The 23,158-nt window shown below is 58.3% G+C and carries 21 protein-coding genes, 1 tRNA gene and 1 pseudogene; 8 read left to right on the top strand and 15 right to left on the bottom strand.

Features of this window, described 5'->3' with window-relative positions; translation table 11 throughout:
- Position 1 precedes the first annotated feature (1 nt).
- The gene (gmd, locus tag IP76_RS02910) at positions 2–1,096 is read right to left on the bottom strand and encodes a GDP-mannose 4,6-dehydratase (protein ID WP_054156674.1); all 1,095 of its coding nucleotides are present in this window, start codon (positions 1,094–1,096) and stop codon (positions 2–4) included.
- A 703-nt stretch (positions 1,097–1,799) separates the two neighbouring features.
- Here gmd and IP76_RS02905 point away from each other — a divergent pair.
- Positions 1,800–3,539 carry a sulfatase-like hydrolase/transferase gene (locus IP76_RS02905; RefSeq protein WP_156318453.1) on the top strand — a complete coding sequence of 580 codons (1,740 nt, stop codon included), beginning with the start codon at positions 1,800–1,802 and terminating at the stop codon, positions 3,537–3,539.
- Positions 3,540–3,715: 176 nt separating this feature from the next.
- On the opposite strand, the gene IP76_RS02900 is transcribed toward IP76_RS02905, so the two are convergent.
- From IP76_RS02900 to IP76_RS22685, 5 genes and pseudogenes are all read right to left on the bottom strand, one after another.
- Positions 3,716–5,329 (bottom strand): sulfatase-like hydrolase/transferase, encoded by a 1,614-nt coding sequence (locus tag IP76_RS02900; protein ID WP_054156672.1) that lies wholly within the window; start codon positions 5,327–5,329, stop codon positions 3,716–3,718.
- A gap of 171 nt (positions 5,330–5,500) precedes the next feature.
- Positions 5,501–6,829, bottom strand: a complete 1,329-nt coding sequence (locus tag IP76_RS02895) for a class I SAM-dependent methyltransferase (RefSeq protein ID WP_245281368.1) — start codon at positions 6,827–6,829, stop codon at positions 5,501–5,503.
- 58 nt (positions 6,830–6,887) lie between these two features.
- On the bottom strand, positions 6,888–7,115 hold the full coding sequence (locus IP76_RS02890) for a hypothetical protein (protein ID WP_054156670.1): 228 nt from the start codon (positions 7,113–7,115) through the stop codon (positions 6,888–6,890).
- A gap of 263 nt (positions 7,116–7,378) precedes the next feature.
- Positions 7,379–8,500, bottom strand: coding sequence for a glycosyltransferase family 4 protein (locus IP76_RS02885; protein WP_054156669.1), 1,122 nt, complete (start codon positions 8,498–8,500; stop codon positions 7,379–7,381).
- Between the two features lie 73 nt (positions 8,501–8,573).
- Positions 8,574–8,666, bottom strand: a pseudogene (locus IP76_RS22685) (hypothetical protein); the annotation flags it as partial.
- Between the two features lie 498 nt (positions 8,667–9,164).
- Here IP76_RS22685 and IP76_RS02880 point away from each other — a divergent pair.
- Both IP76_RS02880 and IP76_RS02875 read left to right on the top strand, forming a co-directional pair.
- The gene (locus tag IP76_RS02880; protein WP_054156668.1) at positions 9,165–10,061 is read left to right on the top strand and encodes a Ku protein; all 897 of its coding nucleotides are present in this window, start codon (positions 9,165–9,167) and stop codon (positions 10,059–10,061) included.
- A gap of 15 nt (positions 10,062–10,076) precedes the next feature.
- Positions 10,077–10,892 (top strand): Ku protein, encoded by an 816-nt coding sequence (locus IP76_RS02875; RefSeq protein WP_054156667.1) that lies wholly within the window; start codon positions 10,077–10,079, stop codon positions 10,890–10,892.
- Positions 10,893–10,921: 29 nt separating this feature from the next.
- Here IP76_RS02875 and ligD read toward each other — a convergent pair whose 3' ends face one another.
- The 3 genes from ligD to IP76_RS02860 form a co-directional block, all read right to left on the bottom strand.
- The gene (ligD, locus tag IP76_RS02870) at positions 10,922–13,567 is read right to left on the bottom strand and encodes a DNA ligase D (protein WP_054156666.1); all 2,646 of its coding nucleotides are present in this window, start codon (positions 13,565–13,567) and stop codon (positions 10,922–10,924) included.
- A gap of 48 nt (positions 13,568–13,615) precedes the next feature.
- Positions 13,616–13,909 carry a hypothetical protein gene (locus tag IP76_RS02865; protein ID WP_054156665.1) on the bottom strand — a complete coding sequence of 98 codons (294 nt, stop codon included), beginning with the start codon at positions 13,907–13,909 and terminating at the stop codon, positions 13,616–13,618.
- A gap of 305 nt (positions 13,910–14,214) precedes the next feature.
- Positions 14,215–14,289, bottom strand: a tRNA-Gln gene (locus tag IP76_RS02860).
- 170 nt (positions 14,290–14,459) lie between these two features.
- Between IP76_RS02860 and IP76_RS02855 the strand changes: the two genes are divergently transcribed.
- The 3 genes from IP76_RS02855 to IP76_RS02845 all read left to right on the top strand — a co-directional run bounded on the left by IP76_RS02855 (position 14,460) and on the right by IP76_RS02845 (position 17,297).
- Positions 14,460–15,020 carry a type 1 glutamine amidotransferase domain-containing protein gene (locus tag IP76_RS02855; protein WP_054156664.1) on the top strand — a complete coding sequence of 187 codons (561 nt, stop codon included), beginning with the start codon at positions 14,460–14,462 and terminating at the stop codon, positions 15,018–15,020.
- A gap of 307 nt (positions 15,021–15,327) precedes the next feature.
- Positions 15,328–16,221, top strand: a complete 894-nt coding sequence (locus tag IP76_RS02850; protein WP_197278299.1) for a hypothetical protein — start codon at positions 15,328–15,330, stop codon at positions 16,219–16,221.
- Between the two features lie 86 nt (positions 16,222–16,307).
- Positions 16,308–17,297: a DUF1499 domain-containing protein gene (locus IP76_RS02845; RefSeq protein ID WP_054156662.1), complete on the top strand. Its 990-nt coding sequence runs from the start codon at positions 16,308–16,310 to the stop codon at positions 17,295–17,297.
- A 22-nt stretch (positions 17,298–17,319) separates the two neighbouring features.
- On the opposite strand, the gene IP76_RS02840 is transcribed toward IP76_RS02845, so the two are convergent.
- The 3 genes from IP76_RS02840 to IP76_RS02830 all read right to left on the bottom strand — a co-directional run bounded on the left by IP76_RS02840 (position 17,320) and on the right by IP76_RS02830 (position 19,617).
- Positions 17,320–18,246: an MBL fold metallo-hydrolase gene (locus IP76_RS02840; RefSeq protein WP_054156661.1), complete on the bottom strand. Its 927-nt coding sequence runs from the start codon at positions 18,244–18,246 to the stop codon at positions 17,320–17,322.
- A complete protein-coding gene (locus tag IP76_RS02835; RefSeq protein ID WP_054156660.1) occupies positions 18,243–18,539 on the bottom strand; it encodes a cupin domain-containing protein in 297 nt (98 codons plus the stop codon). Before IP76_RS02835 ends, IP76_RS02840 begins: the two co-directional genes overlap by 4 nt.
- Positions 18,540–18,648: 109 nt before the next feature.
- Positions 18,649–19,617, bottom strand: a complete 969-nt coding sequence (locus tag IP76_RS02830; RefSeq protein ID WP_054156659.1) for an AraC family transcriptional regulator — start codon at positions 19,615–19,617, stop codon at positions 18,649–18,651.
- Between the two features lie 98 nt (positions 19,618–19,715).
- Here IP76_RS02830 and IP76_RS02825 point away from each other — a divergent pair, with 98 nt between their 5' ends.
- Positions 19,716–20,465, top strand: coding sequence for an SDR family oxidoreductase (locus tag IP76_RS02825; RefSeq protein ID WP_054156658.1), 750 nt, complete (start codon positions 19,716–19,718; stop codon positions 20,463–20,465).
- Between the two features lie 75 nt (positions 20,466–20,540).
- On the opposite strand, the gene IP76_RS02820 is transcribed toward IP76_RS02825, so the two are convergent.
- Entirely contained in the window at positions 20,541–21,401 is an 861-nt protein-coding gene (locus tag IP76_RS02820; RefSeq protein ID WP_054156657.1) for a sigma-70 family RNA polymerase sigma factor, read from the bottom strand.
- Positions 21,401–21,868 carry a carboxymuconolactone decarboxylase family protein gene (locus IP76_RS02815; protein ID WP_054156656.1) on the bottom strand — a complete coding sequence of 156 codons (468 nt, stop codon included), beginning with the start codon at positions 21,866–21,868 and terminating at the stop codon, positions 21,401–21,403. The genes IP76_RS02820 and IP76_RS02815 overlap by 1 nt, the downstream gene beginning before the upstream one ends.
- A gap of 272 nt (positions 21,869–22,140) precedes the next feature.
- Here IP76_RS02815 and IP76_RS02810 point away from each other — a divergent pair, with 272 nt between their 5' ends.
- On the top strand, positions 22,141–22,632 hold the full coding sequence (locus IP76_RS02810; protein WP_054156655.1) for a histidine kinase: 492 nt from the start codon (positions 22,141–22,143) through the stop codon (positions 22,630–22,632).
- A 159-nt stretch (positions 22,633–22,791) separates the two neighbouring features.
- Here the strand turns inward: IP76_RS02810 and IP76_RS02805 are convergent, their stop codons facing one another.
- Positions 22,792–23,130, bottom strand: coding sequence for a hypothetical protein (locus IP76_RS02805; protein WP_054156654.1), 339 nt, complete (start codon positions 23,128–23,130; stop codon positions 22,792–22,794).
- Positions 23,131–23,158 lie beyond the last annotated feature (28 nt).

Genomic DNA, 23,158 nt, shown 5'->3' with positions numbered 1-23,158 from the left:
CCTACTCGTGATAATCGTAAGCGGAGAAACCGTGGCGCTTGACCAATTCATCGCGCTCGGCAGCCTTCATATCTTCGCGCATCATCTCAGCCACAAGCTCCTGGAAGGTGATCCTGGGTGTCCATCCCAGCTTCTCTTTGGCCTTGGATGGATCACCAAGAAGCGTTTCGACTTCCGTCGGCCGAAAATAGCGCGGATCGACCGAAACGATACAGCGACCCTTGTCGTCAAACCCCTTCTCTTCGACCCCAGAACCCTTCCACTCGATCTTCATGTCGATCTCGGCAGCGGCGGCATTCACGAAGTCGCGGACACTATATTGCACGCCAGTGGCGATTACGAAATCTTCAGGTCTCTCCTGTTGCAGCATCAGCCACTGCATTTCCACATAGTCTTTGGCATGCCCCCAGTCGCGCATAGCGTCCATATTGCCGAGATACAGGCAATCCTGGAGACCGAGTTTGACGCGCGCCAGGGCTCTTGTGATTTTCCGCGTCACGAAAGTCTCACCGCGAACCGGGCTCTCGTGGTTGAAAAGGATGCCGTTGCAAGCATAGATGCCATAGGCTTCACGGTAGTTGACAGTGATCCAATAGGCATAGAGCTTCGCCACAGCATAGGGCGAACGCGGATAGAAAGGTGTCGTTTCTCGCTGCGGGATCTCCTGCACCAAGCCGTAGAGTTCAGAGGTGCTAGCCTGATAGAATCTTGATTTCCGCTCTAGCCCCAGGATCCGGATCGCTTCCAAAATGCGAAGGGCGCCAAGTGCATCGGAATTTGCCGTATACTCAGGCTCCTCGAACGACACCGCGACATGCGACTGTGCTGCAAGGTTGTATATCTCATCAGGCTGAACCTGCTGGATAATGCGAATTAGACTCGAGGAATCCGTCATGTCGCCGTAGTGCAACACAAGCCGCCGGTCATTCTCGTGCGGATCCTGATACAGATGATCGATACGGTCGGTGTTAAAAAGCGAGGTTCGGCGCTTGATCCCGTGGACAACGTATCCCTTGGCAAGCAGAAGCTCGGCGAGATAGGACCCATCTTGGCCCGTAATTCCCGTGATCAATGCGACTTTTGGCGCGACACTCATGCCATATCTCCGTCAGAATACTGCCATCGTCATCGATTGAGAACGAATGAACTCATAGAATCGGCAGCACCCAAAATTGTTCGAACTGAACTAGGCTCTAGCTGACTGCGCTAGGATCGTCCAGCAATGGCCCGAGCGCACTGGCAGCGTCACGAAAAGTTGCCCATCGACCTTCCTTCCGAGAAATGACGCCAATCAATGAAGAAGGCGCCATGTCGATTTCAATCCGCCTACCGAATCATTTGTAGTCTGTCATCGCTTCGTCCTAGTCGAGCCGAGCCCGAAAGCTCGCGATGCGTTCTAGTCCATGCGACGGAAATTCCTACCCTAGATATCCATTGGTTTTGCCACCGACATGTGTGGGTTTTGCTCCGCAGCGTGAAGCCATCCTGCAACAATTTAGAAGCCTGACCAACAGGCTGGCATCGCTGCGTACTGACCCCACCTCCATTCACTGAGATGAATGCGCCTTTAGCGGAAACGTTAAAGAGAAAGCTGGGTTGTCAGAATTATTCAGTCGTTGCGGTGGAATCGCTCTAGAAGCCAAATCCTTGATGCCAGATGCTCGTTTAAACGCCGCATCGATAAGGCCTACACTGAAAATCCAACTTGCGTGTATTTACAAATGCCGGGCGTACCCACTACCCAAAGAAGCAAGCGCGACGGAGCGCACACGGGCAAGAGGAATGAGGGGATCTGCAAGATGTCGAGCCAAAGCAACATCTATCGGACGATCATCCTGTGTCTATTTCTGATTTACATCACAGTGCTTCTAGGTGAAGTGACGCTTGACCCTAGGCTTGCCGACGGAACTTTTTTCAACAAGGAGAGCGCCCTTCTCACGACAATGTCCGGCGGAATATCTTTAATATACCTAGGTTTATTGATCTTCATAACACGTCGAATCATTTTCTCGACCGCAATCGTCATCCTTACGTTCGGAACACTGCTGGCAATATCGAGAACAAAGCTCTCCTACCTCGGGGTACGACTATCCTACCAGGATCTTTACTACTATCTTCGGGATTACTCGGAAGTTTCTTTCTTTATAGATCACTATTTTGGACTTGCGCTATTGCTTGGCGCTACCGCATTTCTCGTGCCACTCGCCGCCTATGTCGTGTTTCAACTAGATGGGAACCATGTTCGGAGGGGACTCTCGATCCCCGCCATATCTCTCGGCGTATGCTTGGTGATAATCGGGTGGACGGCGGTCACGCCCCAAGTCAAAGCAGACATCTTTTTTCGCTCAGCTTATGACCAGCGGCACTTTTCAACACTCTTCATCTCAGCAGTGGCCTTCTCGGAAGCCATCGCTCGCCCGATGGAGATCATGGCCCCCCAACCGGACCTCGCGACCGCCCCGCCCCTCAAGCTGAGCGACTTGCCACAGCCCTCCACCGCACAGGAAGACGAATATCCTGACATAATTGCGATCCTCCACGAGTCGTCTGTCGACCCCGGCATCTATTTCGATGGCGAGAGGTATCAGGTTCCGTCAGACTTCTTTGCATCGGGCGATGGAGTAAGGCGAAGGCTCCATGTCGAGACCTTCGGAGGGCGCACCTGGATCTCCGAGTACGGCTTCCTGCTCGGTCTGAACGCTTCTTATCTGGGGCCTACATACGAATTTCTCGGTATCATTCGTGAAGGCAAATTCAAGAATACCCTGCCAGCGCGTCTGCAGGAACTGGGGTATACAACAATTGCGAACTATCCCAGCCCACCAACCTTTATGAACACAGGCAGATTCTACAAAACGTTAGGCTTCGAGGTCATCAACGATCCCAAGAAACTGGGCCTCAAGATCATTGAAAACAATCGCCCCCGCGATCGGGCGTATTTTGAACGCGTCATCGCCGAGATCGAGGAGCGGGGTATCGAGCCCAATGGTCGTCCCGCGTTTTACTTTGTCTGGACCACAGCGACGCACTATCCATACAGGCAGCCCATGCATCCCGACATTCGGGCAAATGAAATCATGGCAGGTGATGATGGAGCCGAATTTGCACGGCGCCAACGAATAGCTCGAGACGATCTCAAGTGGTTTGAAGGGGAATTGAAAACGAAATTCCCGAACAAAAAATTCTTGGTGGTTGGGTTTGGAGATCATCATCCGCTGATTACAGCCGGGTACTTCAGCGAGAAACCGGAGCTGAATTTTCGGCCTAAGGACGCCAAAGAGACAAACACCATGACCTATTATCGGATAAACGGGATCAATTTCGAACCGGACTACAAACGCCTGAATGACGAGATCGAAATTGGCTTCCTTGCCGACAGCATCATGGCTGCAGCGCGTTTGCCTCTCGGCCCTTCCTTTGCCGTTCGATCCTGGCTGCGCCAGCGCTGCAATGGCCAGTGGCTGAAATGCCCTGACGCCACTGCTGTGCGGCAGGTCAATACCCTCCTGTCCAAGGGACCGACGTCTCTGTTTAAGTAAGTAGTTTCAGCCGGCGACTGATTTCGCCTGAAACGAACTGCTGGCATGGCACAAGCTCTCGCTTGTCTGCCCAAATGATAAGCCATGGATGGACCACATGCCAAGCGAGGCCCTCCCTCCACCTGCAGCCGGCCGTTCAGGCACTAGAAGCAGGCAGATCCGCTCGTTGATGTACTTCATTGCCCCGTGACAACCTCCCAGGATTCTGCTTTCCAAGGCGCTCCAGAGAGACGATACTGGGTGACAGGCAGGTATTCGGTCTGCCAGTAATCGTTCGTCCACTCATAGTAGTTGTACAAACGTTTTTCGCCAGCGGTTGCCAAGGACGGCTGGCATGCACGCGTAATGGCGCAAACTATGGATGGAACCTCAGGAAGCCAGCGCCTCTCGGATGAGAACTGCATTTCGCCCTGAGCGCCAATGGGCTTGACCACCAGTAGAGAATTCGCTGAACCGGATAGTTTTACCCAACCACCATCGCCGTCAGCTTTCCTGTTTGGGAGATCCTGCCCATGATCGGACAACAAAATAATCGCAGTCTTGTCATACAGCTGCTGCTGCTTCAAAGCCGTAATCAAGGCACCAAATGCACTGAGAGCACATTCAGCTTGTGTAACAAAGGCCTCTCTCGTCACAGCAAGTGGTTCTGTGGAATAGCCACACTCCTCGCCGAAAACCACGGGCAGATGCGGTGAGAAAATATGCAGGAACCTCGCCGTTGGCTGGCCACCATTCGGATTGAGATTGTCCGCAAACAGCTTGAGCAACGCCCGACCTTCGACATTGTGATCGCTCAACCGCGCATCAGCGACATATCGGGGGAAAAGCCATCGGCCCTCATCATAGGCGAATTCCTTCAGCAGTAGAGGCGCGGCTTTAAAGAAAGACAATCCAAGCAGGCGCGCGATCCCCGTCTTTCTCATAAGCGTATGGTCATTCAGGATCATGCCTCCTCCAAGACACATCGTCCGTCTCGGGCAAGCGCCGTTAATCGGGTTCACCAGAAGCGATGAATATCCCGCGCTAGCGAGCTCACTCATGAAAGAATGTTGTTCGATAGCCTCTCTAAAGAAAGGTTGAACCGCCGTCCCGGGCGAATACACTCTCCCGCTATGGATTGATGGAAGGGCGAGGAACGTGGTTCGCGAAACACCGACCATATCTGGATAGTAAGTAAAACCGGACAAGTGACGCATCCAATCGCCATTCGCCTCTATGATTTCTTCGAACACATCTGAAGGGAAGCCATCCAGGAGCACCACGATGAGGTTCGCTTCGCCCATATCGAACAGCGCATTTTCGTCTGCCACTTGCGGTGTGAGCTTTGTCTCCATAGCGGCGGACCACAATGCCGGGATGGCAATCACGCCCGCGATGAGAAGAAAGAACAGAGAACCAACCTTGGGTGCTTTCACCCAATTTCGCAACACGACGGCAGCGATGACAAAAGCGCAGACCTCGAAGGCATAACGCGCTGGAGATATTGCCAAATTTACCTGAGCGCCAGTAAACGTACCGAAATCGGGCATTAAAACGAAAACTTCAGCGCAGGCCATAATCGCCGCCAGCGATAAAATATATGCTAGCCATTTTCGCCCCCGCGCTGGCAAAAACAACGAAAACAACGCAACAACGCACGTGATTATTAGAGAAACAGCCAAAAGAGGGGCAATGTAATCCAACAAGGAGAGAGGAAAATCAATTTCATCGCTACCGAAATATACAGAGGCCGGGGAATATATAAAAATTACTGAGACGATCAAAACGATTGCTGAAATTGCCAAAAGCATTGCATGTCTCCGCGACGCAGGGATTGTTCGATTCTCGCGTTAATTTCTGATCAGGACATTCGTCTTGATCCGAGCCCGCCACATGCTTTCAAACAGGGTCGCCGTCACCCGACGATCCCGGAGGATTTGACCTTTGGACGGATCAGGATCGGTTCGTGTCAAGCCGCATCGTTAAAACCTGCGTCTGTATTGAAACAAGATCCTGCCCGACTGCGACACGACCTGTGAACGAACTATCTCGGCTACGGTTGCCAATTGTCGCTCGAACTCACTGGTTTCATAGTTGAAGAAGATGTCATCCCTGAGGGCGAGCATCTTCTGGACAGTGGTATCGGTCTTCGGGACGAATTCGATGATCCCGGTTGGCGCCAAAGAGACCAACCAACTGACCAGTTGATCAAGCGGCACGTTGTGGGCAATCGCCAGATGGTGCTCAAACGCCAGCGCGAGAAGACCATCAGCCTTAACTCGCTCTCCAAAACCGGTGCGCTCTGTTCCCAACCATCCTTGATTTGGCGAAGGGTTTCGTGCGTCGAGAAACAAGGGTAACAGGGCCAACCCCTTGTTGATGGCTCTCCCATAGGCACGGTCGAGCGCCTGGACATCGTAGTCGAAGCCAATGACCGCTTCAGCGCCCGCCGCCAATGCCCGCTCAGAATATTCGCCAGTATTACAACCGAGATCCACAACGGTTCTCGGCTTCGCCTCTGTTACATATTCAGCAACAAACCGATGCTTCGCATCTCTCTCGGAGTCACTGTACGTGTTGGTGAGCGAGTAATCAGCCCAGACCGTTTTAGCCTTATCACCGGGGCTAAGAGAGTTGATCCAGCTCCTCAATTGCCGCAGCATCGCTGCGAACGCATGCTTCGGTAGGCTCTTGCCCGTGACTGAGATCTTGACAGCGTCTCCGCTGGTACCAGCCTGGAAACGGTTTTGAAGAACCACATTCGTGAAGACGTTCCATGAAAATTTGCGGCGAGTTGGGATGATGGCCGCCATGTCTGCAACGGCTACACCCTCCATGGATCCCCTATACCAAGCATTGTGGGGACGACCTAGGTAAGCTCGCAGCAGCAGCGGATTGAGGAATTGCTCACAGAACTGTCGGTGCCCATTCCAGAACTCGCCATCGCGGTAAGGACGGATCGACAAATGGTCGATGAAAACAGGTTTCGAACCGATAAACTGCACGTTGTACGCGGTTGCATCTGACAAGGTGAACCCTCGCTCAAGGAGCTCAAGATGCAGATCCAGATGAAAAAGTGCTGCTGAGCGCAACAATTCAAACGACCACTCATATGGATAAGTGATCCATGGAATGCGATCGACCTTCAGAATATAGGCGGCGCAATCTGCTCCCGCGAGTTCATCGCAGATCGGAGTCAGCCATCCTCGTGCAGAAAGCTCTGAAAATATTCCGGCGTCTCTGGCTGCCTCATAATTTGAAGCGCCATGTGCGGTTACCGCACGAAAGACGCCTCCATCTCGTTCAAACACGTATCCAGCAGGGTCTCGAAATGACCCTGGAACGCGAATTCCTGCAGACGATGAGACGTCAGCCATCCTGACTGCCGTCACGCTTTTTGGCAGCAGCTTTGCGGATTCCGAGAAATGATTTTATTTTTTGGATGTACAGGGAACCGGTCGCAAGGGCGACGGCGGCACCTCCGAGGAGGGCCTGAAGAACGATGCTTCCAGTACCAGGATCAAGGTATGCAAATGCGCTTTCGGTTGAAGCCATGAGAAGCAGCCCCCCCGACATCAAAACGGTGATGATCTTCATTCGCAAACCCCTCAAAAATTGAGAATTTCATTAGCGATACATCATGTTTTGTCATGGTTGTGTCATAAATGGAAGGACGAACGAGACCTATGCACACGTTTGAGTAGCGCAAAGACCTCAACGCATCGGTTACTGGTGGTTTGCGTCACCTCGGTGGTTTCTGGATGCAACGCTCACGAAGGTGCCAAGTTCATTGCTTGGTACCGACCGACGTCAAATTTGAGGAGCGATGCGCAAGTACGCCTGGAGCGAGCTGGTCTAAATCAGGAACCAGCTCTGGCTCTCCACAATGCAAAATACGCATTCGCGTAGGATCGAACCATCAGAGCTGATCGTAGTTTCTGCGAATATTGGCTGGCAGCATTTCGCGAAAAACGTCCCGCAACGTTCTGGCCCATCATCTCGAGCATCGCGCCCGCCAACGCCCCCGCATCCTCAGGCGGCACCACAATTCCCGTTTCGCCATGCTTATTGACGAAGCTTGTCCCCGTCCCAATCTCGCAGCTGATCATCGGCTTGCCGAACATCGCCGCCTCGACCAGCGACAGCCCGTAGGCCTCCGACCGCATATGAGACGGAAACACAAAGGCTGTACAAAGCTCGAGCAATGCCGCCTTGTCGAGGTCACTGACGGCGCCGAGGAAATGCACATTGGTAAGGCCCGCACCTGTCGCTCGCGCCTTCAGTTGCCCTTCCATGGGCCCCTCCCCCGCAATCAAGATGTCGGCATCCACGTTCTTCGCGGCCTCAATCAGCGTGTGCAGGCCCTTGTAATAGCGAAGCACGCCAACAAACAGGAAGAACGGCTTGGGAAAGCGTGACCTCCAGTGATCCTTGAGCTCCTGCGGTGCGCGGGGGTAATCCACCTCGTCGAGGCCGATCGGGATGACGTCTGTCTTGTCGCGATATCGCTGCAGCACCTCGCTGCTCTCCAGGTAGTTCGGCGAGGTCGCAACAATCCGCGTCACGCTCGACAGGAAGCGATGCATCAACGGCTTGTAGAGCTGCAACAGCAGCTTCTGCTTCACGATGTCGGAATGATAGGTGACGATGGTCGGCTTTCCCGGCGGATGCAGGAGATGCAGCAGATCCATGAGCGGCCAGGGAAAGTGGTAGTGCACGACATCGGCTTTTGCGCTCAGGTTTTTGAACATTGAAAAAGCCTCGCGCGAAAAGCCGGTGGAGGCGAATTCAAGATCGAGTTTCGCTTTGTACGCCATGTGACCGTCGAACTCGACTGTGTTGGCAGCCGGATCGCGGCTGAGCGACAGCACATCGGACTGGATACCGTGCGCCAATGCCCCCTTTGCGATTGCGTGGATTGTCCGCTCAACACCGCCGAATGTATCCGGATGATAGGTCTTGAAGACATGAAGAACGCGCATTTCAAGATCCTCGAATTCAATCCGCTACGGCGCCACCAGCCCGGTCGATGCCTCCATTCTCTGGAAGCAGCAGCTAGCCGCGTCCGAAGTCGTCGGACACTCGGACGATATCATCTTCGCCGAGATAAGACCCAGTCTGCACCTCGATCATCTCCAGCATGATCTTGCAAGCGCGCTAGAGCGCGACAAGGGCCAGACCCGCGTGCCTTTGCCACTAGCCATGGTAACAGGAATGATTTTTTTGCGTCATAACACTCTCTCCGCGGGTCGACGGCTTGAGGTTGTATGGGCTCGGCGTCGACTTGGCAAACCACCGAGAACCGGTTTGCCTTGGCTCTGTTGTGGAAAAGTAGCCGAGGTAGGCGGTCAGGCAATCATAGAATAAACGCCGCAACTAACCGCACTCACAGGCGCTCTCTCATGCCTGGGCAGCATGGCCGGCTCATCGCTCGCGCTTCAGGAAGCCTTCCATCAACAGGGAGACGATATGGGCGCGGACAATCAATAGGTGCAACCGGCCCAGTTTTTTTCACTGACGGTCTCGACGAATGGCAATACTGCTAACGTTGACAGGGCGGCCGGTCCCTCAAATCGCTGTCACCATCTGGAACGATCTCGCTGATGCGCAGTTGAACCTGCAATTCTGGTCAGGAGAGTTGGCGCAATGGCATCCCCGAGAGCGAATTGGAAGGGTTATATCAAGTTCGGGGAAGTGTCTTGCCCCGTGGCGCTCTATACGGCCACCTCTTCGTCAGAGCGCATCGCGTTCAACACGCTCAATCGCAAAACCGGAAACCGCGTCAGCCGCGAGTTTATCGATAGTGAAACCGGGGAGGTGGTCGAGCGTGACGATCAGGTGAAAGGCTATGAGGTTGAGGATGGCCGGTATGTCATCTTCGAGCCGGAGGAAGTCGCAGCCATCGTGCCCGAGAGCGACAAGACGCTCAGGATCGGCAGCTTCATTCCCTGCTCGCAGATCGACACAACCTATTTCGACAAACCCTATTATCTGACGCCGGACAAGATGGGGCTGGAAGCGTTCGTCACCCTGCGTGATGGCATGAAACAGGCGAAGGTCGCAGCACTCGCAACAACCGTGCTTTTCAGGCGGCTACGCACGGTGCTCATTCGCCCGCATGGCAAAGGCTTGATCGCATCCACGCTCAATTTCGACTATGAGGTCCGCTCGGCGGCCGAAGCCTTCGAGGATCTGCCGGATCTCAAGATCGAGGGCGAAATGCTTGAACTTGCCGAGCACATCATCGGCACCAAGAAAGGCAGCTTCGACGCCAGCACATTCGATGATCGCTATGAGGAGGCTGTCGCCGAGCTCGTGAAAGCCAAGATCGAAGGACGCGCCCTGCCGAAGAAGAAAAACGTGAAGGCCGCCAAAGCCGTTGACCTCTTGCAGGCGCTGCGGGAAAGCGCCGGCGTCAAGTCGAAGAGCAAGACCTCAACGCGCAAAGCGGCAAATGCAAACAGCAGCGCCACTCGCGCCAAACCGAGCAGGAGCGCGTCCAAATCGAAGAGTGCGAAAGCACCCTCGCGGCGCGCGGGTTAAGGGAGGGAAGTATCCATGGTGGTTCGCCCCTATTGGAAAGGCTATCTGAAGCTCTCCCTGGTCACATGCTCGGTGCAGATGATGCCGGCAACATCCGAAGGCGAGAAGGTCCGGTTTCACACGTTGAACCGCCAGACGAAAAATCGCGTGCTCAACCAATATGTCGATACTGTCACCGGCAAGGAGGTGGCCGCTGACGATGAGGTGAAGGGATATCGGCGCGGCGACGACGAGTACGTCATTCTCGAGGACAAGGAGCTGGAAAACGTCGCGCTCGAAAGCACGAAAACCATCGACATATCCACTTTCACGCCGCGCGATAGTATCGAGTGGATCTGGCTGGATACGCCGTATTATCTATCCCCCAACGATGCCGTGGGTGAGGAAGCATTCCTCGTCATTCGCGACGCCATGAAGGCCCAGGATATGGTGGGCATTTCGAGGCTCGTGATATCCCGGCGAGAGCGGGCCATCATGCTTGAGCCTCGCGACAAGGGCATTGTGCTCTGGACGCTGCGCTTTGGCGACGAAGTGCGCGATGAGAAGAGCTACTTCGATGCGATCGGCGATGAGAAGGCGGATGACGAGCTGATGCCGCTCATCCAAAAGCTGATCAAGCAGCAGACACGCGACTGGTCGCCCGAGATGGTCTCGGACCCGGTCCAGGACAATTTGTTGCAGCTGATCAAATCCAAGAAAAAGGCGTTGAAAAAGCCGGCACGACGGAAGGCCACGTCGGCGGAGACCCCGCAGGAACCCAGCAATGTCATCAACATCATGGAGGCGCTGAAGAAGTCGCTGAAGGCGCAATCCAGATCCCCGAAGTCATAAATGTGGTCTGGCCCTCCTGTGGGCCAAACTTACTTTCCCCGCCGCTTTATCGCTTGGTCCAGCGAGCGCTCTCCATCGCAATAGTCCTGCCATGCTCGGGATTTGGACAGGAGTGCCGGAACCGTCCGGATGGTGAACCGCTTGGGATCAAGATCTGTCTTAACCTGTGCCCAGGTCAGCGGCATGGAAACAGGCGCGCCAGCTCTCGCACGCGGCGAAAGCGGTGCCACGGCAGTCGCCATCCGATCATTGCGGAGATAGTCGAGAAAAATCCGACCTTTGCGCAGGCTCTTGGTCATCTTGATCAGGTAGCGATCGGGATCTTCCGCAGCCATTTGCTGGCAGACATCTCGCGCAAACCCTTTGGTTTCGTCCCACGAGAGCGGTTTCTTCTTGTTCACGGCCAGGGGCGAGACAACATGAAGTCCCTTGCCGCCCGTCGTCTTGCAGAAGCTGACCAGTCCAAGTTCCTCGAGGCGATCACGCATTTCCCGCGCGGCGTCCACGACCGCAGAGAAAGGAACATCCGGGCCTGGATCAAGATCGAAGACCAGCCGGCCGGGAACATCGGGCTGTCCAGGCGCGCAGTTCCAGGGATGAAGCTCCAGACCACCGATCTGGGCTATGGCGATCAGACCTTCGACACGATCCAGCTGCAGATAGGGTTTCTTATCGCCCGAGACTTTGACGAGATCCACAAGATTGGAGGCGCCCGGCATGGCGTGGCGCTGAAAAAACTGCTCCCCTCCGATGCCATCAGGGGCGCGAATGATCGAGCAGGGACGGCCCCGAATGTGCTCGATGAGCCAGGAACCTACCGCTTCGTGATACCGGGCTAGGTCCTCCTTGGTCACAGGCTCGCCATCACCCGCGTCTGGCCAGAGCGCTTTGTCGGGGTTCGAGATCATTACGCCCATCACCTCGGACTTCGCGCCCTTGCGCTGTGCCTTCTTAACTGCAACCAGTCGGGCGGGATTTGGGGCGTCTTCTGCCTCCGGCGATACCGGGCGTTCGGCTTCGACTTCGTCTGCGGGTTTATCCTCGCGCAAACCCTTGAAGGCGGCCTGACGTACCTGTCCATCACCCGTCCATCCGGCAAACTCAATTTCCGCAACGAGTTCCGGTTTAAGCCAGGTGATGTCGGAGGACGTCTTCGGCGCACCAATCCCGGTGAATGGAGATTTCGAGCTCTCGTGCTCCTGCAGCTTGGGCAGGAGCTGAGCCACGACCTTGGCGCCATACCCTGTGCCGACGCGACCGACATAGACGAAGTGATTGCCGCGGTTGACCCCGACCAGCAAGGAGCGGAATTTGCCATTGGTCGTGGCATAGGCACCGATCACGACCTCATGGCCCGCCCGACACTTCGATTTCGCCCAGCTGTCACTGCGGCCCGATCGATACGGTGCGTCAGATTTCTTGGAAACGATGCCTTCAAGCGACAACCGACAGGCGGATTTGAGCACGGCATCACCGCCGGTCTCAAAGTGTTCGGCAAACCGCAAACGTGGATCCTCGCCCGCTTCCGTCAACAGCCTTTGCAGACGCTCCTTTCGTTCGATCAACGAAAGCGCTCGCAGGTCTTCGTCCCCGCTGAAGAGAAGGTCGAAGCCAAAAAAGACGAGGTCGTCGGTTTTCCCTTCCGAAAGGGCGGCCTGCAGCGCTGCAAAATCGGGCGCGCCGTTTTCATCGAGCGCACAGATCTCGCCGTCGATCAGACAGTCGGGAAGGACTGAAGCCGACGCCGCGATTGCCGGCCACTTCTCCGTCCAGTCCAAACCTTTGCGGGTTTTAAGCGTCACCTTGCCGCCTTCCACCCGCATCTGAATCCGGTAGCCGTCGAACTTGATCTCGTGGACCCAATTGGCGCCAGATGGCGGGCGGTCGAGCGACTGGCAGAGTTGCGGTGCGACAAAGGCCGGCATTGTCGACTTCGCCGCGTTCTTTTTCGCTTTCGTCTTCCTCCCCTGTGGCTTCAGGTTCATGCCCGCCTTGCGCTCGTCGGCAGCCAGGCCTTCGCTGCTGTCCCAGACGGCATCAGCTTCAACAGCGGCTGCATTCAACAGGAAAGGCTTCGGTTTACGACCCTTGCCAGAGGCGATGGCCTCCATGGTCCGGCCTGAGGCAACCGATGTCAGATTGTCTTCAAGGATCGCTGCGCCGTCCTCGGTCACTGAATGCGCGTCTTGGTGCTTGATCAAAAGCCAGTTGGTGCGTTTCCCACCCTCACGATCGTTGCGCATTCTAACCAGCACGAAACTCCCATGAAGGCACTGTCCCTCGAGCGTGAATTTGAAGTCGCCCTTTTCGAGCGCTTCCTCCGGCGTCCTGTTGCCTTCCGGTTCCCAATAACCTCGATCCCAGAGCATGACGGTTCCGCCACCATATTGCCCTTTCGGAATCGTGCCTTCGAAATCACCATAGTCCAGCGGATGATCCTCGACCTCGACCGCGAGGCGCTTGTCCTGCGGATCAAGCGATGGTCCCCTGGTGACTGCCCAGGACTTGAACACACCATTGAGTTCAAGCCGCAGGTCATAGTGAAGCCGTGTCGCATCGTGTTTCTGGATGACGAAACGCCGACGGTTCGAAGATTTAACCTCAACCTCTCCACTGGGCTCATTGGTCTTTTTGAAGTCGCGTCTGGCGCGGTAGGTTTTGAGATTGTCTGCCATTACAGCACCTCTAAGCAATCTACAGAAACGGTCGGTGGCCGCTGGGTATCACCCGCCAGATACGCGAATGGCGCCAACCTCGCCGAAACTGCGCTGGACAGTTGGAACAAGGTTGCTCGCAATATCAACCGACACCTCGATCTCGCCTTCGTGCGGTGCATCGCTGCGGTCCACATCTCCTCTTGAGGATCGGGTCCCGGTGGTATTCTGATCCGAGGTCGATTGGATGAAGATATCGGGACGAGAAATCCCATGCTGCTGGACCAGATGTTCAACGGCGAGATCCGCCGCCTCACGCGTTTCGAAGGTCGCACGTAGGGTCTTTGTTGCATTGTCTGCCATGGCGAGGCTCCTTGACGATTTCCGCTGAAGGCAGCAACGCCCCCAGGGTCAAGGAGTTTCACCCCGAAAAAGATTTAGGAGGCGGCAGGGCTCGGCAGTTGCAGCTGCAGCAAACCGATCGCGCACGGCCGGAATCTTCACGCTGAATGCAGTCTCAAACGGGGTCGAATGGAACGCGCTAGAGAGCGTGTTCCGCTGGGTCTTTGCCCTGCGCCTGATTTGACCGGAAACATGCGCCGCTAAACTGTTCCGGTAACGAATTTTATCAACTCGCAAACCATTGAAAAATAACGACTTTGGGAAGATGGCTGGGGCGCCAGGATTCGAACCTGGGAATGTCGGTACCAAAAACCGATGCCTTACCGCTTGGCGACGCCCCAGCAGGGCTTCGAAGCGCGTTTGCGCTCCGCAAGCGAGGCCTGATTAGCAAAGCGAAAGGCGGGCGGCAACTCTTCTTGTCGGGTGGTTTGCAGTTTTTCCGGGGAACGATGGGGCGGTTTCGGTGTTTTCCTTTCATCCCTTGCCAAAATGACAGACGAAAGGACATCCCATGCCTTCCATTCAATCCGCCCGCATCCTCATTCTTGCCACCCATGGTTACGAGCGCTCGGAACTGCGCGTGCCGCTGGACCAACTCACCGCCCGCGGCGCCAAGGTGTCCATCGCCTCCCTCACGAAGGAGCCGATCAAGAGCTGGGACGAGAAGAACTGGGGTGACACGGTTGCCGTCGACCTGACGCTCGAAGAGGTGTCGATCAATGATTTTGACGCGCTGGTCATTCCCGGCGGCCAGATCAATCCCGATCTCCTGCGCAAGGAGCAGAAGGCGGTCGACCTGGTCAAAACCTTCGTGAACTCCGGTAAGCCCGTCGCCGCGATCTGCCATGGGCCTTGGCTTCTGGTCGAGGCTGGTGCCGTCAAGGGCCGCAAGGTGACCTCTTATGATTCCATCCGGACCGACCTCATCAATGCGGGCGCCGACTGGCGCGACGAAGCCGTGGTCACCGACCAGGGCATTGTCACTTCGCGCAACCCCGGCGATCTCGATGCCTTCGTGGCCAAGATCGTCGAGGAGGTCGAGGAAGGCCGTCACGAGCGCCGCGCCGCCTGACAGGCAAAGTGCACTCCGCTCCTGATTCGATGCTTCTGATATGATGAAATAAGACCCCGGTCATTGCGGCCGGGGTCTTGTCGCGTCCGGGCCTGTGTCCGATCCCCGGTGACAAAACGGGCCTGTTGTGGAATAGGCTCTGGCGAGAACGGGATCGCAGGCGGTTGAGATGAAGAAGCAAAAGCAGCAGCGCGGCCAAGCCAAACCCCGGCCCTCCACGCCCCAAGCATCCGCGGCTCACGCGGCAAGCCATGCGAACGCCCCTTCCCAGCCCCTGCCCGCTGCTGGTGGCAGGTCCGGAGCCGCCGTGGCACGGCTGAAGGCAGGCGCGCGGACGACGGGTTTCAAGGTCGCCTTCGCCGTCTTTCTCGCCGGCGTGGCGATGGTTGCCACCTCGCTCAGCATTCAGCACGACTTTGCCTTTTTTGAACTCGGCTACCTGTTCACGCTGTCGATCTATGATCTCGTGCTTGCCATGCTCGGTCTGTCGATCGCCATCGGCATGGCCGGCACGATACGGCAGGTGCAGGCGATCACGCTCGGCTTTCTTGCGCCCCTTGTGCCGATGCTCGCCTTCTTCGATCCAATCTTCAGCGTCATTCTGGCAAGCCCGCTGGGTCACGAACTCTTTCTGATTGCGCCAGCAGCGGTGATGCTCTCGGGGGCCGTTCTCTGGCTTCCGGAACGCCTTCGCCGATACGGCGCGCCGCTCGCGGCCGCTGTCGTCGGCTTCTCGCTGTCGCTGTTCATCGGGCTCGACGATTTCGGCATCGGCATCAAGGACTTCATGCTTTCCGCCGTGCTTGGCGCCCTGTGGATCCTGATCGTGCCCGGCATGATGCTGCGGCCGTTCCGGGGCGAGTGGCTGACCATTCCCGCCCGCATCATCGGTTCGTGGCTCGTGGTGATCGGCATCATCGTGACCGTGTCGCTTTATGTGCCGCTTGCGCCCAATGCCCCAACGCCACCCTTGCCGACCGGGAGCCAGCCGGATGCGCCTGCCTTTCCACCGCTCGATCCGGCCATGGAGGAAGGCCTGATCGTGGCGCCGGACCTGTTCAGCGACGAAGCGCTTCAGGCCGATCAGCCGCCATTGCCTGAAGAGCCCAGCATGCCGAATGAGGGGGAGAACCCGCTTTTCAACAGCCGCCCCGAGGCGCCCAGCTTTGCGCCATCCATCACACCGCCTGCCCTGCCGTGATTGGCGGGGTGTGCAGCCTTGTCGACGCCCCGCCCGCCAGCGGTTACAAACGCTTCCGACCTGCCTCCTGATTCCGGTGATGCCGCATGATGATCCGCTATGACCGCCCCGTATCGCGATCCGCATTCCTTGCGCGTCGGCTGGGTTTGCTGTCGCTGGGGCTTTTGACCGTCGTTCTGCTCCTGCATCGGTTCGGGCCGCTGAAAACGCCGGAATTTGTGCTTCTGGTGTTGTTCTGCGCGATCCCGGCCGCCCTGGCCCTGCCGCTTGCCCTGGTCGCCTTTGTTCGGCTCTGGCAGATCGGGGCGCTGGGCGGACTGGCTGCGGTCTCGGCGGTCGTCTATGCGGCCCTGCCGCTCGCCCTGCCGGGCTATGCTGCCTATCTGTACCAGACCAAGCCGCAACTCACCGAGGTCTCGACGGATCTAGCCGACCCGCCGGCCTGGGTTTCTGACCCAGCCACCGACCAGCGTTTTCTGCCGCGTGCCGTAAAGGCCGCCGAGGGGGCGGGTGCTCAGGGCCGCGCCTATCCCGGCCTCAACGGACGCCGCTACGAGGGTGCAATCGACCGCGTTTACGAGGCGGTGCGCAAGGTGGCCGCTGACAGTCGCCTTGTGGTGACGGCCACTCGCGGCGAGGAATATGGACTGCCTGACCTTTCGCTGCGGACCGGGACCGACGATGGCGTTGCGGCCACCGGGGCTGAGACGGGCGCCGGCCCCACAGATACGGACCCTGCCGGAGAACCGGACATCATCCCGGGTGAGGCCCTGCCGGAAACCGGGCCGCTGCCGGTGGCCCGCCCGCTGCCGGAGATCCTGGCGATGGAGGCCGAGCGGGCACGGGCCGACGGCGAGCCGGAAGGCACCGCACGGATGCAGCTTTCAACCCGCACGCTTCTGCTCGGCCTGCCCTTCGATGCTGTGATCCGGCTGCGCGAAGAGGCGGAGATGACCCTTGTCGATATGCGCGTTGCCGCACGCTATGGCCCGCACGACCTCGGCATGAGCGACCGCATCGCCGAAGACTTCCTGCATGCGCTCGATGCCGAGCTCCTGGGCATAGCCGGCAACTGAGCTGCGGGACTGCGTCACCCCATCAGGCCGGGCGAAAAACGCCCGTCAAACGCGGCGGGCCGTCGGTGGCGACAAGGCCCTTTTCGACCAGATCCTCGATATGGGCGAGCACGGAGAGGGCTGCCGCCCCATGCAGCCGCGGATCCGTGCCGGCATAGATCGCCCGCACCATATCCGGGATCTTCCGGTCTCCCTTGCCGATGCGCTCCAGCACGGCGCGCGCACGCATGCGGCGATGGGTTCGCAAACCGCGGATAAAAGACTGAGGCTCCGTCACCGGACCGCCATGGCCGGGCAGATAGAGCCGGTCCTCGCGCTCCAGAAGCCGTTCCAGCGAGGCCATGTAATCGCCCATGGCACCATCGGGGGGTGCCACGATCGAGGTGGCCCAGGCCATGACATGATCGGCGGAAAACAGGATGCCGGTGCCATCAAGCGCAAAGGCTGCGTGGTTGGCAGTGTGGCCGGGTGTGTGGATCGCTGTCAGAGACCATCCGTCGCCCGCGATCCGCTCTCCGTTGCCAAGCGCGAGATCAGGCACGAAATCCGTATCAGAGCTTTCGGCAAACGGGTTGACCTCGCCTTCGAACAGCGGCCGCGATGGGCGATGCGGCCCCTCTGCCACCAGGATCGCACCGGTTTTTTCCTTCAGGCGGCGGGCGAGCGGAGAATGGTCGCGATGGGTGTGGCTGACGGCGATATGGGTCACCTCCCTGCCCTCAAGCGCCGTCATCAGGGCGGCGAAATGCGCATTATCCTCCGGGCCGGGATCGATGACGCAGACGGACTTTCGCCCGACGATATAGGTGTTGGTGCCGTGGAAGGTGAAGGGGCCTGGATTGTTGACCGTTACCCGCTGCACATCATGGGCAACCGGGACCGCCTGCCCATGATGCGGTTCGAATTCAGTGGTGAAGACCGGCGGGCGATCCTGATCGGCAGACTTCATTTGTATTCGATCTCGATGAAACTCATCGGCTGCTCGCCGCCATTGACGACATTGTGCTCAACACCGGCATCGCGGCGATAGGCCTCGCCGGCGCGGCTGGTGACCCGGCGCTCGCCGGCCGCATCCTCGATCAGGAAATGGCAATCGGTGAGCGGCACGACGACATAACCGAGGCCATGGGTGTGATGGCCGGTCGCGGCACCGGGCTCAAAATCCCAACGGGTGATGCGGGTGACGGCATCATCGAGCACCACGGTGGGAATGGCGGGCGGACGGGCGGAATAGCCGGGCATGGGTGTCTCCAGAATTGAGAGGATGACGACTGCGGCGCGGTACCGACTGGCATGAAAGGATCAGTAGCCACCACCGGACTTACCAACAATCGTTGAAACAGCAAGCGTATCACGCAGCGGCACCTTCACGCGGGGCTCCATAGCGCGACGGCGGGACGCCGACGAAGCGGGTAAAAGCGGTGGAGAAGGCGCTGGCCGAGCCATAGCCGATGCGGCCGGCGATTTCCTCCATGCCCAGATCCCGCTGATCAAGATAGGTCTTGGCCAGCGCCATGCGCCAGGCGGTGAGATATTCCATCGGCGGCATGCCAAGGGCTGCGCGGAAGCGCTTGTAAAAGGCCGAGCGTGAGAGGGACGCCTCGCGGGCGAGGCTCTCGATCGTCCAGTCCTGCGCCGGGTCACCATGCAGGCACCGCAGGCTTGCCGCCAGGCGTTCATCTGCCAGGCCGCGCAGGATGCCGGAGGGGGGCGTTTCGCCCGGTGCCGTCTCATCCGGTGCTGCACGCAGTGCTTCCAGCAGGATCACGTCGAGCAGGCGGGCGAGGATCATCTCGCGCGCCGGACGGGCTGCCCGCGTCTCGTCCGTCAAAAGCCGGACCAGGGCCGAAAGCCTTTCTGCCCCGCGCAGATGCAGGAGGCGCGGCAGGAGCTGGACGAGCAGACGCGCATCCGGCGAGCCGAAATGGAAATGGCCGACCAGCAGCCTGGCATTGACCGACCCTTCCGGATCGCCATGGCGGATCTCGCCCGGCAGCGGCGTTGCCAGCGACGGGTCGAGGACCGTCAGGCCCTCCCTTGCTGTCCCCTCTTTGCCTGCTCCCTCCATTTCCATGCTCTCCATGGCAAAGTGGAAGAGAGACGGCACAAGGACAAAATCGCCGGCCTGCAACTGCACGGCCGGATGTCCGTCGACGGTCATACGAGCGGCGCCATCCAGCACGACACAATAGAAGGGTTCGCCATCCAGCTCCCGTGTCACACGCCAGCGGCCTGCCCCGCTTGCCACCTTGGCAAAGCCGGCGCGCGGCCTGAGCAGAGAGACGATTTCGCCCAATGGATCGCTTGTGGGATCGGCCAAACGACACTCCTGATAATGAAGATTAGACTTTGTATTATAGATAAGATTTCGACCGCGATCTAGTCTCCGTGCATCCCATAACGGACAGGAGACGACACATGAACACGGTACTGATCACGGGCGCTTCAGCGGGCTTCGGGCTCGAAACGGCGAAACTCTTCCTCTCAAAAGGCTGGCGGGTGGTGGCCGGCATGCGCAGCCCCCGCGAAGACCTGCTGCCCGCCTCTGAACACCTTGAGATCGTCAAGCTTGATGTTACCGATCCGGACAGCATTGCCGCTGCGATCTCTGCGACCGGGCCGATCGACGTTCTGGTCAACAATGCCGGCATCGGCTGGATGAATGCGGTCGAGGGAACGCCGATGGAGACCCTGCGCGGCCTGTTTGAGACCAATACATTCGGCCCGGTCGCGATGATGCAGGCCGTGCTGCCGCAAATGCGCGAGCGACGCTCGGGCGTCATCATCAATGTCTCCTCCAGCGTGACCCTGAAACCGCTGGCTCTGCTGTCGGCCTATACCGCGAGCAAGGCCGCGCTGAACGCGCTGACCGAGGTGTCTGCGCTGGAACTTGCCCCCTTCGACGTGCGTGTGCGCATCGTGCTGCCCGGCCGTGCGCCGACCACCAGCTTCGGCGACACGGCCCGCGCCAGGGTTCAGGGTGCAGGCGGCTTTCCGGAACCCTATCTGCCGGTGGTGAAGGCCGTGTTCGACGCTTGGGCCGAGGAAAGTGCGTCCGAGGTCACGCAAGCCTCCGACGTCGCCGAAGCCGTGTGGTGGGCCGCCACCGATGCAACATCGCCCTTGCGTATTCCGGCTGGTGCCGACGCGGTAGCGCTGGTCTGGTAAAATCTGCGAAGGCGACCCGGGTGGTCGGGTCGCCTTCGTCAATCCATGGGGGGGGTGGACGGTCAGTCCGCCATTTTAATGCAGGTGCTGGAGCTTGTCCGGATTGCGCATGACATAGATGGCGGTGATGGCAGCGTCCTCGATCTGCAGCGCCGTGGTCTGCAACTCGCCGTCCGCCTCCCGCGTGACGAAGCCCGGCAGGCCGTTGATGAGGCCGACACGCAGGAGTGTTGATCCTGACGGCCAGATCTTCTCCGCGAGATAGGTATGAACTTTCATCACGGCGGCATGGCCGAGGATCGGTGTGATCGCGGCCTGCCGCTTGCCGCCGCCATCGGAATGCAGGCCGACATCGGCGGCGAGCATGGCGGAAAGCGTCGTCATGTCGCCGCTGCGCGAGGCGTTGAAAAAGGCCTGCGCCATCTCCAGCCCGCGCTTGGAGTCGACCGTGTAGCGGCTCCGTGCTTCCCGCACGTTCCGCCGTGCTCTGGTTGCCAGCTGGCGGCAAGCGGCGATATCGCGCTCCAGGGTATCGGCTATCTCCTCAAAGGGCAGGCCGAATACATCGTGGAGCAGCAGGGCTGCTCGCTCCAGCGGGGAGAGCCGTTCCAGCGCCAGCATCAGTGGCAGGGTGACGTCCTCTGGCTCGTCCTCGTCTTCGACCACCGGTTCCGGCAACCATGGGCCGATATAGGTCTCGCGCTTCAGGCGGGCCGATTTCAGCTGGTCGAGACACAGCCTTGTGACGACGCGGCGCAGAAACGCCTCGGGCTCGCGGATCTCGCGGCGGTCGGCCCTCATCCAGCGGATGAAGGCCTCCTGCAGCATGTCTTCGGCATCCGTGACCGAGCCCAGCATGCGATAGGCGAGCCGCATGAGCTTCTGCCTCAAGGGATCGAAGCTCGCTGCCGCATCCGTGTGCTGGGAAGACAACATCAGGCGGCCACTCCCTGGGCTCGGGTCGCCGGTGTCTCGATCCAGAGGCCGAAGCCCACCGCGAGCCTGTTCCAGCCGTTGATGACATTGATCATCAATGTCAGATTCACCTGCTCCTCGTCGGTAAAGGCCGCCTGCAGATCCCGGCGCGCCGCCTCCTGCGGATGGCCGGCGGAAAGTGTGGTCAGCGCTTCGGTCCAGGCCAGCGCCGCCCGCTCACGCTGCGTATAACACGGCGCCTCGCGCCAGGCCGAGAGGAGATAGATGCGGTTCTCGGTCTCGCCCTTGGCCCGGGCTTCGGCCGCGTGCATGTTGAGGCAGTTGGCGCAGGCATTGAGCTGGGACGCACGGATCTTGACGAGTTCGACGAGGCTTGGCTCAAGGCTTGCGGCGATGTCGGTCGAGACGGCCATCCATTTTTTCATCAAGGCGGGAGAGGCGGCGAAAGGATCGAGTGTTGCGGTCATGAGGTCGTTTCCTTCTGTGGGGTACGAGATCATGACGAGCGGGGCAGCGTCAACGTGACATGGGCGGGGATATTTTTTCGGCACCCTCATCTTCGCGTAAGGGCAGGATTATCCAACAATCATGTCTTTGGTAGCAGGAAGCGTCGAAGGGCGGCAAAGTCTTGCGCGCATGTTAGTTCCGGCTCATTTTAGGGGGCGTTTTGAGATGGATATTTAGACGCTACTGGAAATCGCCTAACATTCGGACCGGAACCATCCTCGAAGGGACAACCATGAAAAAACTTCTCATAGCCTCTGTTTTCGCGATCTGCATTCCGTTTGCCGCATCTGCTGCTGAACTCGTGTTCCCCAGCGACGCTCCTGTGGCGTCTATTAGCATTCCCGACAGCTGGGGACCGAAGGAAACCGAAACCGGCGTTGACGCCACATCTGAAGACGGGGCCATCTATTTCTCTATCGATGTGGCCGACGCCAGCTCTGCCGACAAGACGACAGATATCGCTATCGACTTTCTGACCAAGAATGGCGTGCAAATCGATGCTCAGTCGATGAAAGAAACTGGCGAGACCGATGTCAACGGATTGAAGATCTCGGCTCTCAGTTACGAGGGTACCGACGAGGAGGGTCCGGTCGAAATATCTCTCGGCTTTGCCGCAGCCGGCGACAAGGTTTTGATCTTCACCTATTGGGGTTCGAAGGGCACGTATGAAACCCACCAGAAGGAACTGGGAGACATTCTGGCCTCTCTGAAGCCAGCGAGCTGACGGCGAAAAAGAAAGCTGTTTAGCCCCACACTGTTTAGAAACCCGCCGGCCGTTCGGCGGGTTTTTCTTCTTTGCGCGGCCGGGCGATCCAGACGAACGAGGTCTTTGGCATCGAAGAGGTCCGGATGCGGCAATCCTCCTTCGACCGCGCGCAACACGTCACTCGTCAGCGTCAAAGCTTTCATCTTCGGCGCTCAAGCACATGTCGGCACCCTCTGCGAGATCAGTCTCGCTCAACCCATCAAAGAAGGCGACGCTGCTGCCGATCATCTGGTTTGCTGCGTCCTCGCCACCATTCAGTTCCACTGACGTCTCACGCATGGTCTCGGCAGCATCCCTGTACGCCTGCTGGTCAGCGGCATCGATGACGCCTTTGTCGAGCGCAAGTCCAATAAGCACCACGCAGACCGAAGGAGACGCATGGTCGGGCAGCGCGTCTTCCTCGGCATGCACTGGAGCGGAAAGCGTCGCGGCAAGCAGGAGGACGTATAGCGGCAATCTCGGCACTTCTGGACATCCCCATGAC

The sequence above is a fragment of the Rhizobium sp. AAP43 genome (genome assembly GCF_001296045.1).
Taxonomy (GTDB): domain Bacteria; phylum Pseudomonadota; class Alphaproteobacteria; order Rhizobiales; family Rhizobiaceae; genus Allorhizobium.
The sequence above is the reverse complement of the archived record's forward strand: the minus strand, read 5'-3'. Positions and strand labels throughout refer to the sequence as shown.